This is a genomic window from Micromonospora sp. NBC_01412 (assembly GCF_045040215.1).
Lineage (GTDB): Bacteria > Actinomycetota > Actinomycetes > Mycobacteriales > Micromonosporaceae > Micromonospora > Micromonospora rubida.
This window is the reverse complement of sequence record NZ_CP109528.1, coordinates 7,942,084-7,957,275: the sequence shown is the minus strand read 5'-3', so window position 1 is coordinate 7,957,275 and position 15,192 is coordinate 7,942,084. Positions and strand designations below refer to the sequence as shown.

The 15,192-nt window shown below is 69.7% G+C and carries 14 protein-coding genes; 12 read left to right on the top strand and 2 right to left on the bottom strand.

From position 1 onward, the window contains the following. The first annotated feature begins 35 nt into the window (after positions 1-35). The 8 genes from OG617_RS34070 (at position 36) to OG617_RS34035 (ending at position 10,323) form a co-directional block, all read left to right on the top strand. Entirely contained in the window at positions 36-1,211 is a 1,176-nt protein-coding gene (locus OG617_RS34070) for a CaiB/BaiF CoA transferase family protein (RefSeq protein WP_405097294.1), read from the top strand. Beyond that, positions 1,208-1,708, top strand: a complete 501-nt coding sequence (locus OG617_RS34065; RefSeq protein ID WP_396679618.1) for a MaoC family dehydratase — start codon at positions 1,208-1,210, stop codon at positions 1,706-1,708. Before OG617_RS34070 ends, OG617_RS34065 begins: the two co-directional genes overlap by 4 nt. Continuing rightward, positions 1,705-2,547: an HpcH/HpaI aldolase/citrate lyase family protein gene (locus OG617_RS34060; RefSeq protein WP_405097292.1), complete on the top strand. Its 843-nt coding sequence runs from the start codon at positions 1,705-1,707 to the stop codon at positions 2,545-2,547. The genes OG617_RS34065 and OG617_RS34060 overlap by 4 nt, the downstream gene beginning before the upstream one ends. Then, a complete protein-coding gene (locus OG617_RS34055; RefSeq protein ID WP_405097290.1) occupies positions 2,540-3,946 on the top strand; it encodes an MmgE/PrpD family protein in 1,407 nt (468 codons plus the stop codon). Before OG617_RS34060 ends, OG617_RS34055 begins: the two co-directional genes overlap by 8 nt. Positions 3,947-4,107: 161 nt before the next feature. After that, the gene (locus OG617_RS34050; RefSeq protein ID WP_405097288.1) at positions 4,108-5,265 is read left to right on the top strand and encodes an acyl-CoA dehydrogenase family protein; all 1,158 of its coding nucleotides are present in this window, start codon (positions 4,108-4,110) and stop codon (positions 5,263-5,265) included. Between the two features lie 109 nt (positions 5,266-5,374). Further along, positions 5,375-6,085, top strand: coding sequence for a cysteine hydrolase family protein (locus OG617_RS34045; RefSeq protein ID WP_405097286.1), 711 nt, complete (start codon positions 5,375-5,377; stop codon positions 6,083-6,085). Further along, complete coding sequence (locus tag OG617_RS34040; protein WP_405097284.1) at positions 6,082-6,969, top strand: polysaccharide deacetylase family protein; 888 nt, start codon at positions 6,082-6,084, stop codon at positions 6,967-6,969. Before OG617_RS34045 ends, OG617_RS34040 begins: the two co-directional genes overlap by 4 nt. Before the next feature lie 267 nt (positions 6,970-7,236). Beyond that, positions 7,237-10,323: a VWD domain-containing protein gene (locus OG617_RS34035; protein WP_405097282.1), complete on the top strand. Its 3,087-nt coding sequence runs from the start codon at positions 7,237-7,239 to the stop codon at positions 10,321-10,323. Between the two features lie 382 nt (positions 10,324-10,705). Here OG617_RS34035 and OG617_RS34030 read toward each other — a convergent pair whose 3' ends face one another. After that, positions 10,706-11,254, bottom strand: a complete 549-nt coding sequence (locus OG617_RS34030; protein ID WP_405097280.1) for a TetR/AcrR family transcriptional regulator — start codon at positions 11,252-11,254, stop codon at positions 10,706-10,708. A gap of 70 nt (positions 11,255-11,324) precedes the next feature. Between OG617_RS34030 and OG617_RS34025 the strand changes: the two genes are divergently transcribed. Then, positions 11,325-12,311 carry an alpha/beta fold hydrolase gene (locus tag OG617_RS34025; RefSeq protein WP_405097277.1) on the top strand — a complete coding sequence of 329 codons (987 nt, stop codon included), beginning with the start codon at positions 11,325-11,327 and terminating at the stop codon, positions 12,309-12,311. On the opposite strand, the gene OG617_RS34020 is transcribed toward OG617_RS34025, so the two are convergent. Further along, positions 12,232-12,747, bottom strand: a complete 516-nt coding sequence (locus OG617_RS34020) for a DDE-type integrase/transposase/recombinase (RefSeq protein WP_405097275.1) — start codon at positions 12,745-12,747, stop codon at positions 12,232-12,234. The genes OG617_RS34025 and OG617_RS34020 overlap by 80 nt on opposite strands. A gap of 378 nt (positions 12,748-13,125) precedes the next feature. Here OG617_RS34020 and OG617_RS34015 point away from each other — a divergent pair, with 378 nt between their 5' ends. From OG617_RS34015 to OG617_RS34005, 3 genes are all read left to right on the top strand, one after another. Further along, a complete protein-coding gene (locus OG617_RS34015) occupies positions 13,126-13,701 on the top strand; it encodes an NADPH-dependent FMN reductase (protein ID WP_405097273.1) in 576 nt (191 codons plus the stop codon). A gap of 103 nt (positions 13,702-13,804) precedes the next feature. Further along, the gene (locus OG617_RS34010) at positions 13,805-14,041 is read left to right on the top strand and encodes a hypothetical protein (protein WP_405097271.1); all 237 of its coding nucleotides are present in this window, start codon (positions 13,805-13,807) and stop codon (positions 14,039-14,041) included. Between the two features lie 254 nt (positions 14,042-14,295). Next, entirely contained in the window at positions 14,296-15,117 is an 822-nt protein-coding gene (locus OG617_RS34005) for an ISAzo13-like element transposase-related protein (RefSeq protein ID WP_405097269.1), read from the top strand. Positions 15,118-15,192 lie beyond the last annotated feature (75 nt).

Below are 15,192 nucleotides of genomic sequence, written 5' to 3'. Positions count from 1 at the left end.
GGGGAAGTAGTAGCGAACCAGGACAAGGAGGACGTGTGCTCCCTCTGGATGGCCTCGTCGTCGTCTCACTCGAACAGGCCGTTGCCGCGCCGTTCGCCACCCGGCAACTCGCCGACCTCGGCGCACGCGTGATCAAAATCGAACGACCTGAGGGCGACTTCGCCCGGGGCTACGACCGTACTGTGCACGGCCAGTCGAGCTACTTCGTCTGGCTCAACCGCTCGAAGGAGTCGGTGGTCCTGGATCTCAAGTCACCGGGCGGCCGAACCGCGCTGCGTCGACTGCTCGCCCGGGCGGACGTGTTCGTGCAGAACCTCGCCCCAGGGGCGGTGGACCGGCTCGGCTTCGCGGTCGAGGAGTTGCGCGCCGACCGGCCGGAGCTGATCACCTGCTCGATCAGCGGCTACGGCAACGGTGGCCCGTGGCGTGACCGCAAGGCGTACGACGCGCTCATCCAGTGCGAGACCGGCCTGCTGTCCGTCACCGGGACCCCGGACACGCCGGTGAAGGTGGGGATCTCGGTGGCCGACATCGCCGGTGGCGTCTACGCCTACAGCGGCATCCTGACCGCGCTCTACCGTCGGGAACGCACCGGCGAGGGGTGCGCGCTGGAGGTCTCGCTGTTCGACGCCCTCGCCGAGTGGATGTCGCAACCCGCGCTGATGGCCCGATACACCGGAACGGACCCACGCCGGTTCGGCGCCCACCACACGGTCATCGCGCCGTACGGCCCGTACCCGGTCGCCGACGGCACCGTTCAGCTTGCCGTCCAGAACGAGCGTGAGTGGCGTCGCTTCGCCTTCGAGGTCCTCGAAGCGCCGGCGCTGGCGGATGACCCACGGTTCGACAGCAACTCCGACCGGGTGGCCCACCGGGCGGACCTCGATCAGGAGCTGGCCAGGTGGATGAATCGGTTCAGCGTCGCCGAGATCACGGTCCGACTCGACAAGGCCGGGATCGCCAACGCGACGGTCAACACCGTGACGAACTTCCTCGACCACGTACAGCTCACCGCGCGGAACCGGTGGACGGACGTGGCGACCCCGGCCGGTGAGGTGCGGACCCTGCTGCCCCCGGTCACCTCGGAGCAGCTCGCCGTGCGGGTCGATCCGGTGCCCGCCCTCGGCCAGCACACCCGCACCGTGCTGGCCGAGCTCGAGTTCACCGATGAGGAGATTTCGCGAATGAGTGCCGATGGGGCTGCCCGATGACTGTCAAGCCTGGCTGGACCGGCCGGTTCCTGGAGGACTTCGAGGTCGGCGACATCTACGAGCACCCGTTGGGACGCACCATCACCTCGACGGACAACACCTGGTTCACCCTGCTCACCCAGAACACTGCCCCCCTGCACTTCGACCACCACTACGCCAAACAGACCGCGTTCGGCCGTCCGCTGGTGAACTCGTGCCTGACCCTGTCGATCGTCACCGGACAATCCGTCACCGACGTGTCGCAGAACGTCTTCGCCAACCTGGAGTGGGCCGAGGTCCGGATGCCACATCCGGTGTTCGAGGGGGACACCCTCTACTCCCGCTCCGAGGTGCTCGGCGTCCGACCGTCGAGTTCGCGCGCTGACGTGGGCATCGTCGAGGTTCGCACAGCCGGCTACAACCAGGACGGGGCGGTCGTGTTGACCTTCCGTCGGACCCTGCTGGTCTACCGGCGGGGGCACAGCCCGCAGCGTCCCGTACCGGCGGTCGACGCGTGAACGCAACCACCGCGCGGCGATCGGTGGAGACCGCTCGGACGCTGCTGTTCGTGCCCGGGTCCCGTCCCGACCGCTTCGGCAAGGCCGTCGCGGCTGGGGCTGACGAGGTCATTCTCGACCTGGAGGACGCGGTCAGCGGGCCGGACAAGCCGGCCGCGCGGCAGTGGGTCCGGGGCTGGCTCCACGGCACCGGTGCCGCCGCGGTGCGGATCAACGCCGGTCCGGAGCAGGCCGATGACCTGGCCGCCCTTGCTGGCGTACCCGGGCTCACCGCCGTGGTGGTCGCGAAGGCTGAGGATCCGGACGTGCTCCAGATGGTTGGCGACCGGCTCGGGGTCCCGGTGCTCGCGCTGATCGAGAGCGCCCGGGGGGTGGCCCGGGCCCGCGAGGTCGCGGCTGCCCCGGCGGTGGCCCGGCTGGCGATCGGCACGGTCGACCTGGCCCTGGACCTCGACGCCGAGGAGGCGTGGGAGCCGTTGCTGTCGGCCCGCGCCGAGTTGGTCGTCGCCTCCCGACTGGCTGGCCTGCCCGGTCCCGTGGACGGGGTCAGCGCCGGGCTCGACGACGAGCGGGAGGTGTTCACCGCCACCGAGCGCGCCAGGGCATTGGGATTCACCGGCAAGCTCTGTGTCCATCCCCGGCAGATTCCCCCGGCGCACCGCGCGTTGCGGCCATCGGCGGACCGGGTTGCCTGGGCTACCCAGGTGCTGGGCGCGACCGACGCGGGGTCGTCGGCCGGCCGGGTCGGCACGGAGATGGTGGACCTGCCCGTCCGGCTCCGGGCCGAGCGGATCCTGGCCGCGCATCGCGCTGCCCTGGGCGGGGCCGACGGTGACTGAGATCGGTGAGCTGGACGAGCCGTCGCTGACGGAGGCGCTGGTCGCCGAGGTACGCCGTCCGGTCGACGCGGATGCGCGCAGGGTCGCCGCGCTGCATGTGCTCGACTGGATCGCGACCGCGACGGCTGGTCTCGGCACCGAGGAGGGCGGCATCCTCACCGCGTTCGCCGCCTCCGCCGACGACGGTCCGGCGTGGACCATCGGGTACGGCGAACGGGCCGAGTCGACCGCCGCGTTCGTCAACGCGGGGCTGGCTCTGGTGCTGGAGATGGACGCCACACATCGACGGGCCAGGCTGCATCCCGGGCCGGTGGTGATCGCGGCGGCCCTGGCGATGGCCCAACGACAGGGGACGAACGGGACGCGGTTCCTCGACGCCGTGGTTCGGGGGTATGAGGTGATGATCCGGATCGGTGAGGCGACCGGGCCCACCCATTACCGGTACTTCCACCCGACGAGCACCTGTGGCGCGTTCGGGGCCGCGGCGGCCGGCGCGAGCCTGCTGGAGCTTACCAACCGTCAGTGGGTCGACGCCCTTGGTAACGCGGGGAGCCGTACCGGCGGTCTGTGGCGTTGCCGCCTCGAACGGACGATGTCCAAGCTGGTCCACGTCGGGGAGTCGGCCAGCGCCGGACTGCGCGCGGCGCGGCTGGCGCACCTGGGGCTGACCGGTCCACGGCACGTTCTTGAGGGGGAGCTGGGCCTGTTTGCGGCAAGCTGTCCGGATGCCGAGCCCGAGGCCGTCAACCGGCCCGGCGGTGCCGAGTGGAAGATCACCGAGACCTCCCTCAAACCGTGGCCGGGCTGCCGGCATGCGCACCCCGCCGTGGACGCCGCGCTTCGGCTGCGGCGGCACCTGGTGGCGGACGGGGTGCCCGCCGGGCGGATCGAGGAGATCGAGGTCGTCACCTACCCGGAGGCGTTGGGCTTCACCGATCAGCCCCGACCGGCGTCGACCCCGGAGGCGTTGTTCTCGGTTCAGCACCTGGTGGCTGTCGCGCTGGCGCGTGGGGAGCCATCCCTGGACGATGTGGCCCCGCCGGCCCTGCGCGATCCCGAGCTGGCGGCGATCCGGGCCCGGGTGCGGGTGGCCAGCGGGGAACCGTACACGTCGGCGTATCCGTCGAGTTGGGGGGCGCAGGTGTCGGTGGCATTCCAGGGACGGTGGTACCGCGAGCAGGTCCGGGACGCCAAGGGTGACCCGGAGTCACCCATGACCGCCGGCGAGATCGAGGCCAAGGCCGGCCGGCTGCTCGATCGGGCGGGCCTGACGGGGCCCGAGATCGCCGCCGGGCTGGCGGCCGTGGCGAACCTGCCCACCGCGGGTGGGCTGGGGCAGCTCGTCGCAGTGCTGCCCGGGAGAAGTGGGCCGGGTCGCGCCGGACCAGCCCGGCGATGATCGTCGGGGCGGCCCGGGAACCGGCTGCTGCCACGCGTCGTCGGGTCCGGCCCGGGTCGCCCGGGCCAGGTTGTTGCAGGTCCGGTCCGGTGTGCTCTTGCTCTAGCCCGCCATCAAATATATTATTTTCTGGATAATCGAACTTGACGAAGGAGATCAAGTTGTTCCTACTTTCCGCCGAGGAACGGGCGATCGTGGACTTGGTTCGGGACTTCGTCGACAGAGAAGTCAAGCCGGTCGTCCGAGACCTCGAACACGACAACGTCTACCCCGAAGACCTCATCAAACAGATGGCGGCCATGGGGATGTTCGGCCTGACCATCCCCGAGCCGTACGGCGAGGTCCGTGTCTCCACCGTCTGTTACGCGATGGTCACCGAGGAGCTCGCCCGGGGCTGGATGTCGCTGGCCGGCGTGATCGGCGGGCACACCGTGGTGGCCAAGCTGATCCTTCTCTACGGCACGGAGGAGCAACGACAGCGCTACCTGCCCCGAATGGCCACCGGTGAACTGCGTGCGGCGATGGCGCTCACCGAGCCCGGGGGTGGATCAGATCTCCAGGCGCTCCGCACCGTGGCTCGCCTGGACGGTGACGAGTACGTCGTCAACGGGTCCAAGACCTGGATCACCAACGCGCGCCGGTCCGGCCTGGTCGCGCTGCTGTGCAAGACCGACCCGACGGCCACGCCGCCGCACGCCGGGATCAGCGTTCTGCTGGCGGAGAAGGGGACCGGCTTCGAAGTCTCCCGCGATCTGCCCAAGCTCGGCTACAAGGGTGTGGAGAGCTGTGAACTCAGCTTCGACGACTACCGGGTGCCGGCCGACGCGGTGCTCGGTGGCGTGCCCGGACGCGGGTTCGCCCAGATGATGCGTGGCTTGGAGATCGGCCGGATCCAGGTTGCCGGGCGGGCCGTCGGGGTCGGCCGGGCCGCTTTCGAGGACTCGTTGCGCTACGCCCAGGAGCGGGAGAGCTTCGGCGTCCAGATCTGGAAGCACCAGTCGATCTCGAACTACCTCGCGGACATGGCGACCAAACTCACCGCGGCTCGGTTGATGCTGCACGACTCGGCGGAACGCCTGGACCGGGGCGAGCGCTGCGACCTGGAAGCGGGGATGGCGAAACTGTTCGCCTCGGAGACCGCCATGCAGATCGCCCTGGACGCGTTGCGAATCCACGGCGGCTACGGATACTCGACGGAATTCGACATCGAACGGTACTTCCGGGACGCGCCGCTGATGATCGTGGGCGAGGGCACCAACGAGATCCAACGCAACGTCATCACCCGCCAGCTCATCAGCCGGCAGCGGAGCCAGAGCTGAAGCGTGCCCGGTTGGCGGCTCCGCCCGCCCTGGGGCACCCTTTCGGCAGCGTCCTTGAGGTCACGGCGGGTCAGCGCCACCGCGAGGACACGGACCAGGAGACGATCACATGACCGACCCCAATCCGGCACCCACGCCCGACCCGACCCTCGGAAACCGGCGCCGGCCGACCGTACTGGGCACGCTGCCGGAGAAGGTACGCCCCGACCGTGCCGCGCTGCTGATCATCGACATGAGTAACGACTTCCTGCACCCTGCGGGCAAGACGATCGTCCGGGGCGGCCGGGACGCCAGCGCGGCCCGGGCCGTGGTCCCGGTGCAACGCCAGCTCATCGACGCGGCCCACACCGTCGGGGTGCCCGTCATCTACGTGTCACACACCACCCTGCCGGACCACGCCAGTGACTCCGGGCCGTGGCTGGACGCGCGCAGCCGGGCGAGCTTCTCCGTCGTGGACATCTGCGTCGACGGATCCTGGGGGCAGCAGGTGATCGACGAACTCACACCGACCGAGGACGACATCCTGGTGAAGAAGTACCGCTACAGCGGGTTCGCCGGAACCAACCTCGACCTGGTGCTGCGGAGCCTCGCCCGGTCGACCGTCATCTGCGCCGGTGTGTCCACCAACGCCTGCGTCGAGGCGACCGCGCGGGAGGCGTTCAGCCACGACTACTACGTGGTCATCCCCGAAGACGCCTGCGCGTCGTGGGACATGGAACTGCACCAGGCCACCCTGGACACCGCCCGACACCGGTACGCCACAGTCGGACCGGCCGCCGACATCATCGAGATCTGGTCGAGCACAGAGGAACGGCGATGACCCCCACGACACCACGTATCGCCTACTCGTACGGCGAGAGCGGCGCCGGGCTGGAACCACCCGCCCCGGGCAAGGGACTGATCGTGCACGTGGTGCTCAACGTCGAGCACTGGCCGCTGGATGCCCCGATGCCCCGCAAACTCCTGGGTAGCCCGCACGGTGCGGACCACATCCCGGACGTGCCGAACTACAGCTGGGCCGAGTACGGCATGCGCCGGGGACTACCCCGGGTGGTGTCCGCGCTCACCGATCGCGGGCTGCCGGCCAGCGTCAGTTTCAACGCCGCCGTCATCGACGCCTATCCGGAGGCGGCCGGGCGACTGCGGGACACCGGCTGGGAGTTCATCGCACACGGTCTGCACCAGCAGGCGCTGCCGTCGGCACCGGACGAGAGCGTGGTGATCGACGAGTGTCTGCGCAAGATCGAGGAGTTCACCGGCCGGCGACCCAGGGGATGGCTCGGTCCCGGCCTCCAGGAGACCTTCACGACTCCCGACCTGCTGGCCGCGGCGGGCGTCGACTACACCTGTGACTGGGTGGTCGACGACGTTCCGGTCTGGCTGGCGGCCCAGCCGAGACCAATGGTCGCGCTGCCGTACTCGCTGGAGTTGAACGACAGCATCATCTACGCCACCGAGAAACACTCCTCCGACGAGATGTACCGGCGATTCACCGAGACCGTCGAGGTGCTCGCCGCCGAGGCGGCACTCGAACCGAGGGTGCTCACCCTGCCGATCCATCCCCACATGGTCGGGGTACCACACCGGATCCGGTACTTCGACCGCATCCTGGACGAGTTGTCGAATCGGGGGGACACCATCTTCCTCACCGGCAGCGAGATCTGCGACTGGTTCACCGCCCAGCGTCCGGCGACCGAGCACTGACGGCAGGGCCGGCCACCACCGGACGGCGGGCGAGACGACCAACGCTCCCGCGCTCGCGTTCAATGTGGCCGGCACGCCGCTCGATATGTGCGTCCCCGGCCGGCTTCTGTCCGGCCGGGGACGGTGGTCACCGGGTCGAGCGAGGCGCGGCCAGGGCGTGCGCCCTGGGAGGCCTGAGTCGACCGGCGGTGACCGACGGACGACAGCGGACGTGGACACGTGACACCGGTCTCTACAGTGCCGCTCATGAGAAGGATCGCGCGAGTCGTGAGCGGGGTCGCCGTCCTGGCGGCTGCCCTGGTGGCGTGGCCCATGGCGGCCCACGCCGCGCCGGCCGACGGAGGCCTCGGTCTTGACCTGCGCACCACCCAGTCGTCGTATCGGCCGGGCGACCCGGTCCGGTTGACGTTCGTGGTGACCAACTCCACCGACGCGGCCTGCGGGCTGGCGAAGGCCGCCGACGGGGCCGTGCGGGTGACCTCCGTACGCCGGGACGGGCAGGACCTGGTCCCGGTTGTCGGCCGCAGCTTCTACGACGACGGCATCAACGCCGCCGCGATTTCCGGCATGGCGACGGTGGAACCCGGCACGACCGTGACCGTGTCCCTGGCCAGTGTCCGGGTGCACGCCGGCGCTGACCCCGGCGACGTCGTGCTGCGGTCGGTGGCCGCGACCCCCGACGGCGGTGGGCTGGACACCCTGTGGCCGGTCGGTGCACCCGGGCGCTACGAGGTCACGGCGAGTTATGCGGCGCTGCCGGTGACCGGTGCCGTCACCCCCTGCCCAGGTGCGACGGCCCTGCGGACCACCACCTTCACCGTCGGCGACGACGCCCAGGGCTACGCCCGGTGGCTCCGGCTCGGCGGGGTGCTACTGGTGCTCGCCCTCGGCGCGCTGGTGGTCGTACTCCTGCTTCTGCTCCTGATGCGCCGTCGCCGTCGTCGCCGCCGTTACCGGAGCGCGGCCGCCGCCGTCGCCCTGGTGCTCGTCGGCGTCGGCGTCCTCGTCGGCGGGGGAGGCCGGGCCGCCTGGGCCGACTACGAGGTCGACCCGAACGCCGGCGTCCCCGTGAGCGGCGTCGACTTCCAGAGCGAGGTCGACGGCTGCCTCCAGGCGTTCGCCGCGCCCGGCGGCGATCCGGCGGGCATCCTGCCCCGGCTCAAGGACAAGAGCAAGCCCCGGGTGCGGATCATCCCCACCGGCGGCGGGTCGGGCTCGTTCGAGACCCCGCGCAGCAAGAGTGGCAAGGGCTCGTCCACCGTGACCTGGAACCCCACCTCCGTCGACCCGTATGGCGACGGCGTCGCGCGAAACCCCTGCGCGGCGCTCTACCACGAGCTCGTCCACTCCGACGACATCTCCCGCGGCGCCGTCCCGCAGGGCGACTGCGGCTCCACCGGGATCAAGACCGCCGAGGTCAAGGCGACGCTGGCGGAGAACAGGTACCGGGCGGCCAAGGGCCTGCCACTGCGAACCGAGTACGAGGGCAAGACCCTGCCGAAGAGCCTCGACGAGTGCAGGAAGCCCAAGAAGAAGACCCCGCCGACCAAGGGCCCGGTCAAGCTGTGCGAGGACGGCGGCCGCAGCTGCGGCGGCACCAACGGCGACCCCCACCTGGTGACCTTCGACCGGTTCTACTACGACTTCCAGGCTGTCGGCGAGTTCGTGCTGGTCGCCTCGACTGCGGGCGACCCGCTCGCGGTGCAGGTCCGGCAGACGCCGATGGGCACCTTGCGAACCGTGTCGGTCAACTCCGCGATCGCCTTCCGGGTCGGTGACCACCGGGTCGCCCTCACCCTGGTCGACGGCGGCACCCAGGTACGCGTCGACGGCGAACCGGTCGTCGTGGCGCCCGGGGAGACGGCCCTGCCCGACGGCGGCACCCTCACCCGCCGGGCCTCCGACATCGGCGCCGCGGACGGGTACGACCTGAGCTGGCCCGATGGCTCCGCCGCCGCGGTCGACCAGATCGGCTCCTACGGCTACCGGCTGCTGATGAAGCTGGCGCCCAGCCGGGCCGGGCAGGTGCGTGGCCTGCTCGGCAACTTCGACGGTGACCCGGCCAACGACATCGCCCCACCGTCCGGCGCCGCGCTGACCCAGCCCGTGCCGTTCGAGAAGCTCTACCCGTCGTACGCGGACAGCTGGCGGATCACCCAGGACGGCTCCATGTTCAGCTACGCCGACGGCCAGAACACCCAGTCCTTCACCGACGGCACCTTCCCCGACCGGTCGATGACCGTCACCGACCTCGACCCGGACCAACGGGCCCAGGCGGAGGAGGCGTGCCGGTGGGCCGGCGTCACCGACCCCGGGCAACTCGCCGAATGCGTGTTCGACGTCGCCGTGACCGGCCGCCCCGAGTTCGCCGTCAGCGCCGCCGCCACCGAGCAGGTCGCCCCACCCGCCGCCGCACCGGTCGCCGCGCCACCGATCGCCACGGCCACGCTGAAGCCCGGCGGCGACGGGCTGACCTTCCCCGCACACGCCGGCGACGCCGTGTTCGTCGACATCACCGCTCCCGGCCTGGCCGACCGGTGCTCCCCGTACCGGCTCGTCGATCCGACCGGGAGCAACGTCGCCAGCGGCTGCAACATCAACGGCGTCGGCTACATCGATCGCGCCGACCTCACCATCGACGGCACGTACACGGTGGTGGTCGACGCCGCCGGCGGCGACACCGGCCGGGCCACCGTGCGGGTCTACGCCGCCCGGGACATCACCGGCACCATCCGACCGAACGGCCCGGCGGTGTTCGCGACGATCGAACAGCCCGGCGCGCTGGCCCGTTTCCGGTTCACCGGCAGCGCCGGCCAGCGGGTGTTCATCGAGGTGCCCGAGAGCACCCTGCGCGACCAGTGCTCCCCGCTCGAACTACGCGACCCGGCCGGCCGGACGCTGAAAACCGGCTGCGTCATCAACGGCGCAGGCGACGTCGAGGGCACGGTACTGCCCGCCGACGGCACCTACACCGTGCTGGTGGACCCGTCGGACCGCAGCGTCGGCACCGTCGCGCTGAAACTGTTCGCCACCCGGGACCAGGCCGGTGCCATCAGCGTCGACGGGCCGCCGGTCGTGGCCACCGTCGACCAACCCGGCGCCGTCATCCGCTATCAGTTCACCGGCGCCGCCGGTGCGTCGGTAACCCTGACCGCCACCGCCGCCACCCTGCCCGACCAGTGCTCTCCCCTGGAGTTGCGCGACGCGGACGGCGCGAGGCTGAGCAGCGGCTGCGTCGTCAACGGCGCTGGCGGCATCGAACCGACCGTCCTGCCGGACACCGGCACCTACACCATCGTCGTCGACCCGTCCGGTTCCGCGACCGGCTCAGTCACCCTCGCCCTGCGCCGGTGAACCGACACCGTCCGGGCGGTCTCCGGGGTTCACGTCCCTGACCGCCGTGCTGTGCTCGCCGACCGGGCCAGCCTGCTGACCGACCGCAACCGCCACGCTGTCGGCATGGCCTACGGAGTGGTGCGCCGACTGGCTCAGCGCCGACTGGCACGTACCGGCGACGCCGGCCACCCGCATCGACCCGCGTGGCCCTCCGCCGGTGAGCATCGGGTGATGCGCGGCGGCTCCTGTCTGTGCCACGAGAGCTACTGCAACCGCTACCGGGTCGCCGCCCGCCCGCAACGCGGAGATCATTGGCTGTCTGGTCGCCGGGAGGATGAGTAGGCAGGTGATGGTTCAGCGATTTTGGGAGGGTTGTCCCACTTCGAAGGATGTGGAACAGCTAATCGCGGGCGGCGAGTTTGAGGGCGGCCACGATGTCGGCGCCGGTCGGTGCGTTCTGCGGATCGACGAGCCACTGCATGACCAGGCCCCCCAGGATCGCCTGGTAGAGCCCACCCAGCAGGCGTCGCTCCTCGTCACCGGCCGCACTCTCCGTATGTGAGGCGAAGAGCCCAGCCAGCTCGCTTCGCGCGTACCGCTGGGAATCCGTGAGAAACGTGTGGAGCTGATCCGCGCGGTCAATCTGCCCGACCAGCTCGTATTGGACCGTCCACATCGCACGGTCGGACCGCACCGAGGCGATGACGCCGTCCCAGATCGCCGCCGGGTCGCCGCCAGCCCCCATGGCCTCACCCAGCCGCGCGCCCCACTCTCCCACGGCCTCGAACAGCGCCTGGTTGAGCAGCGCCTCGGTGGACCCGAAGTGGTATCCGATCGCGGCCAGGCTCACCCCTGCCGCCGTGGCGATGTCGCGCGCCGTCGTACGCGTGACGCCCTTCTCGAACAAGCACTGCTTGGCGCCCTGGAGCAGGGCTTCCCGGTTTCCCACGCCCTCCATCATACAGAACTCTCATACACTCGTCTTACACAGACGTCTGAGACGAGTGTACGGTTCCGGCGTGACGATCAACGAAGAGCACTACGTCCGCATCGGCGGCGTCGAGCAGTGGATCCAGATCCGCGGCGAGAGCGCCAACAACCCCGTGCTCCTGGTCTTGCACGGCGGCCCGGGCTCCCCCTACGCCGTGTTCACCCCCCTGATCCGGTCCTGGGAGCGCCACTTCACCGTCGTCCAGTGGGACCGGCGCGGCTGCGGCAAGACCCGCGCACGCGGCACCAAGCAGGCGGCTCCCTTCGACCGGCACCTTGAGGACGCAATCGAGGTCACCGAGTTCCTGCGTGCCCACCTCAACAAGGACAAGATCGTCCTGATGGCCGGCTCGATGGGCGCGATCATCGGCCTGCCGCTGGTCCAGCGCCGCCCCGACCTCTACTCCGCGCTGGTCACCACGGACCTTTACGCGGACATGCACCGCAACGAGGCCCTCGGCTACGCCCGTTGTCTGGAGCGCGTGACGGCGGCCGGCAACACCAAGGCCGCCCGCGACCTGGAAAAGATCGGCGGCGACCCGGCCGCGTGGGATCTCAAGGCGTGGCAGATCAAGATGAAGTGGACGATGGCCACCGACCCGGTCACCCCCAACGCCGTGACCAAGCTGCTGTTCTCGCTGGCGCTCAAGGGTGGCGTCTACAGCAAGCGGGAGGCGTGGCACCTGCTCGCAGGCTTCCTGGCCACGCAGAAGGCCATGTTCAGTGAGTACATGTCCTTCAATGCCTACGACATGTCTGTCCGCTACGAGCTGCCGATCTTCGTCTTCCAGGGCGCCAGCGACGTGCTCACTCTGACCGACCTTGCGCAGGAGTATTTTGCGCATATCGACGCGCCGCACAAGGAGATGGCGCTCATCAAGGGCGCCAGCCACTTCGCCGCCTTCACCCAGCCCGAGCGTTTCCGCGAGGAGCTGGTCAACCGGGTGCTGCCGGTGATTCAGCCCCGCAGCGGCGGCACTGCGGCCGAGGCGATCCCATCCGGTTGTAGGCGTTGATGACCGAGTTGGTCAGCCCCAGCGCCGCGACCTGCTCCAGCGGGAGGTTCCCGAGCTTCCCTCGTGGGCGCGGCGTCGTCTGGTCCGTCGCGGTCGGCCATGAGCAGGACCGACCGGTGGCGGCGCCGTTGCGTTGTGAGGTCGGCGGACGTGTCCAACCCTTCTCGGGTCGGAGGTCAGATCGCCTGGGCGAGTTCGGTAAACGCCGCGGCGACCCGGGTAGCCGGCGGAGCGTCGATGGCGAGTTCGTAGTGGCCGTGTCGGACGTCTGCATGAATGCGTGCCCGGCGATGATCACCTGCGCTGTCTTGTCCGTTCGTAGTCCGCGCATCGGTCTCAAACGGTGTTTCAGCTGGCTGTGATCAGCCTCGATCGGATTGTTGGCGTATTGGGCTCCTGAGCTGCGGGCTCTGATCGCCGACGCCGACGGCGACATCGAGGCCGCCCTGGCAGCGTACGAGTAGGCCCTATTCCCGTGCAGCGCGGACGCCGCGTCGGGGGCCGCCACCAACCTCGAGATCTGTTTCAATGACAACGCCCCGCAGAGCCTCGTCGACCAGTTCGCGGAGTACGCACATGCCCAGTGACCGTTGACCTCCGGCATTCCAGAGAGGAGACCCGCGCGTATGAACGCTTCCCCCACCTCAACGTTTCTGCGACCCCGGCCCGGCCTGGACCTCACCGACGCCGTGCCCAACGCGCGGTTCGTGCTGATCCCCGACGCCGGGCACCTGCCCAAGCCCCCGACGAGACATTTTCCGTCATCGACGCGTTCCTCACCGACGAAACCCTCACGAAGGACTGAGCACACACCATGATCAAAATCGGGATCATCCTGGGCAGCACGCGCCCCGGCCGCAACGGCGAGGCCGTCGCCCGCTGGGTCCTCGAACAGGCCAGCCGGCGAACCGACGCCACCTTCGACCTGATCGACCTGGCCGAGCACCACCTGCCAGCGATCGACGAACCGGTGCCGCCCGCCCGTGGGCAGTACACCAATGAACACACCAAGGCGTGGGCGCGGATCGTCGCGCAGTACGACGGGTACGTCATCGTCACGCCCGAATACAATCACTCCGCTCCCGGCGTCCTGAAGAACGCCCTCGACCGGGTGTACGGCGAATGGAACAACAAAGCCGCCGCGTTCGTCTCCTACGGCGCTCAGGGCGGTGTACGCGCGGTGGAACAACTGCGGCTGACTCTCAGCGCTCTGCAGATCGCCCACGTCAGCGCTCAGGTGTCGCTGGGCCTGGCGACCGACTTTGTCAGGTTCCGCGAATTCAAACCCAGCGACCACCAACACGGCGTGCTGGCCGGCACCCTCGACCAGCTCATCACCTGGAGCACCGCAATGGCCACCATCCGTCAGTCTGCGGAGACCACAAGCTGACCGCCCTGCAGGGGCCACCAGCCCAATGCAACCGAGCGGCGGCTCACCCACCGGCCGGCGTACCAGGGTCCCACCCAAAGAGGACGCGCAGGTGCGACGCTCGTTGGAGCTGGAGAACGAGGGCGCCGACACCGTCGTCGACAGGGGTCACCGGATCCACCAGAAACCGACGAAGCAGGAGATCGCCGAGGCGCGGCTCGACACCGGTGACGCCGGGGGCGAGGGCAAGGGCCCGGACTGCCTAAGGGCTCTGCAGAGAATCAACCTGTTGCTTCCGGTGGTTCGGCGAGTTGGTGTGGTATATGCGTATCCGGTCCGATCTGTCACCAGCTTGCCGTGAAGTTTGAGGTGTTGTTCCCGCATTTGGACGAGAGGCAGCGGCGGCTATTGATGGGGCCGAGGCCCGGGTCCTGGGACATGGCGGGATCCGGGCGGTCGCGCGAGCTGCTGGGGTCAGTGAGACAACGGTGCGTAAGGGTGTGGACGAGCTGGAGGCCGGCGAGGAACCGCTGGGGCGGGTGCGCCGGCCCGGCGGCGGTCGGAAGAACGCCGCGCTGCTGGCACTTTGTCGAGCCGGATGTGCGCGGGGATCCGATGTCGCCGCTGGGCTGGACGACGAAGTCGAGCTCGATCCGCCGCTGGTGGCAGGCAGTCGGTCGCCACGACTACCCGCGTGCCGCCCGGCTGCTGATCACCGCCGACGCGGGCGACTCCAACGGCTACCACACCCGCGCCTGGAAGAGCGAACTCGCGGCCCCGGCCGCCCAGACCGATCTGGACATCCGTCTGTCACCTGCCCCTCGGCACATCGAAGTGGAACAAGGTGGAGCAGAGCGCCGGCTGTTCTCCCACATCAGCATGAACTGGCGCGGCAGGCCGCTGACCAGCCACGAAGTGATCGTGAACAGCATCGCGGCGACCACCACCCGCACCGGGCTGAGAGTCCACACCGAACTCGACCCGGGCACCTACGACGCCGGGGTCAAGGTCACCGACGACGAGATCGATGCGCTGCCGATGACCCGCCACCGTTTCCACGGCGACTGGAACTACACGCTCCAGCCCGCCGGGTCCCCCCGGCCGACGACCGAGAGGCCGGACCACACGCCGCCGCCGCGAACAGCGCCGAGCAGCCCGGATGCCCGGACGGACTCAGCACCTCCCTGCTGGTTGGTTGCGTGTTGCGGCTGGCAACGGCAAGTACCCGGCATAGCCGGCGTACTGGACGATAATCGCGCGATTCGCGGTTATGGCTACAGCGGCGGCGACGGAGCGTGGCACCGGCAGGCGCTCGGCGACACCCGCATGGCGCGAGGTGCTGTTCGCGATGACCGCAGGGAGCTGCCTCTTGCGGGCTGCTGCGCTGTGACATCACAGGTCCCCACTCCGGCCGGCCACGGTGTGCCATGTGTCTGACCACGTCGCTTCAGCCCGCCCGACCGCCTCCATGCAGGCAGCGGCCAGCTCGGCGGACGTCTGTGGGTCGGCTGC

Coding starts and splice junctions, on each gene's coding strand:
- OG617_RS34015 (WP_405097273.1), top strand. CDS start 13,126: ATGATCAAAATCGGGATCATCCTGGGCAGCACGCGCCCCGGCCGCAAC.
- OG617_RS34045 (WP_405097286.1), top strand. CDS start 5,375: ATGACCGACCCCAATCCGGCACCCACGCCCGACCCGACCCTCGGAAAC.
- OG617_RS34040 (WP_405097284.1), top strand. CDS start 6,082: ATGACCCCCACGACACCACGTATCGCCTACTCGTACGGCGAGAGCGGC.
- OG617_RS34020 (WP_405097275.1), bottom strand. CDS start 12,747: ATGTCGCCGTCGGCGTCGGCGATCAGAGCCCGCAGCTCAGGAGCCCAA.
- OG617_RS34065 (WP_396679618.1), top strand. CDS start 1,208: ATGACTGTCAAGCCTGGCTGGACCGGCCGGTTCCTGGAGGACTTCGAG.
- OG617_RS34005 (WP_405097269.1), top strand. CDS start 14,296: ATGTCGCCGCTGGGCTGGACGACGAAGTCGAGCTCGATCCGCCGCTGG.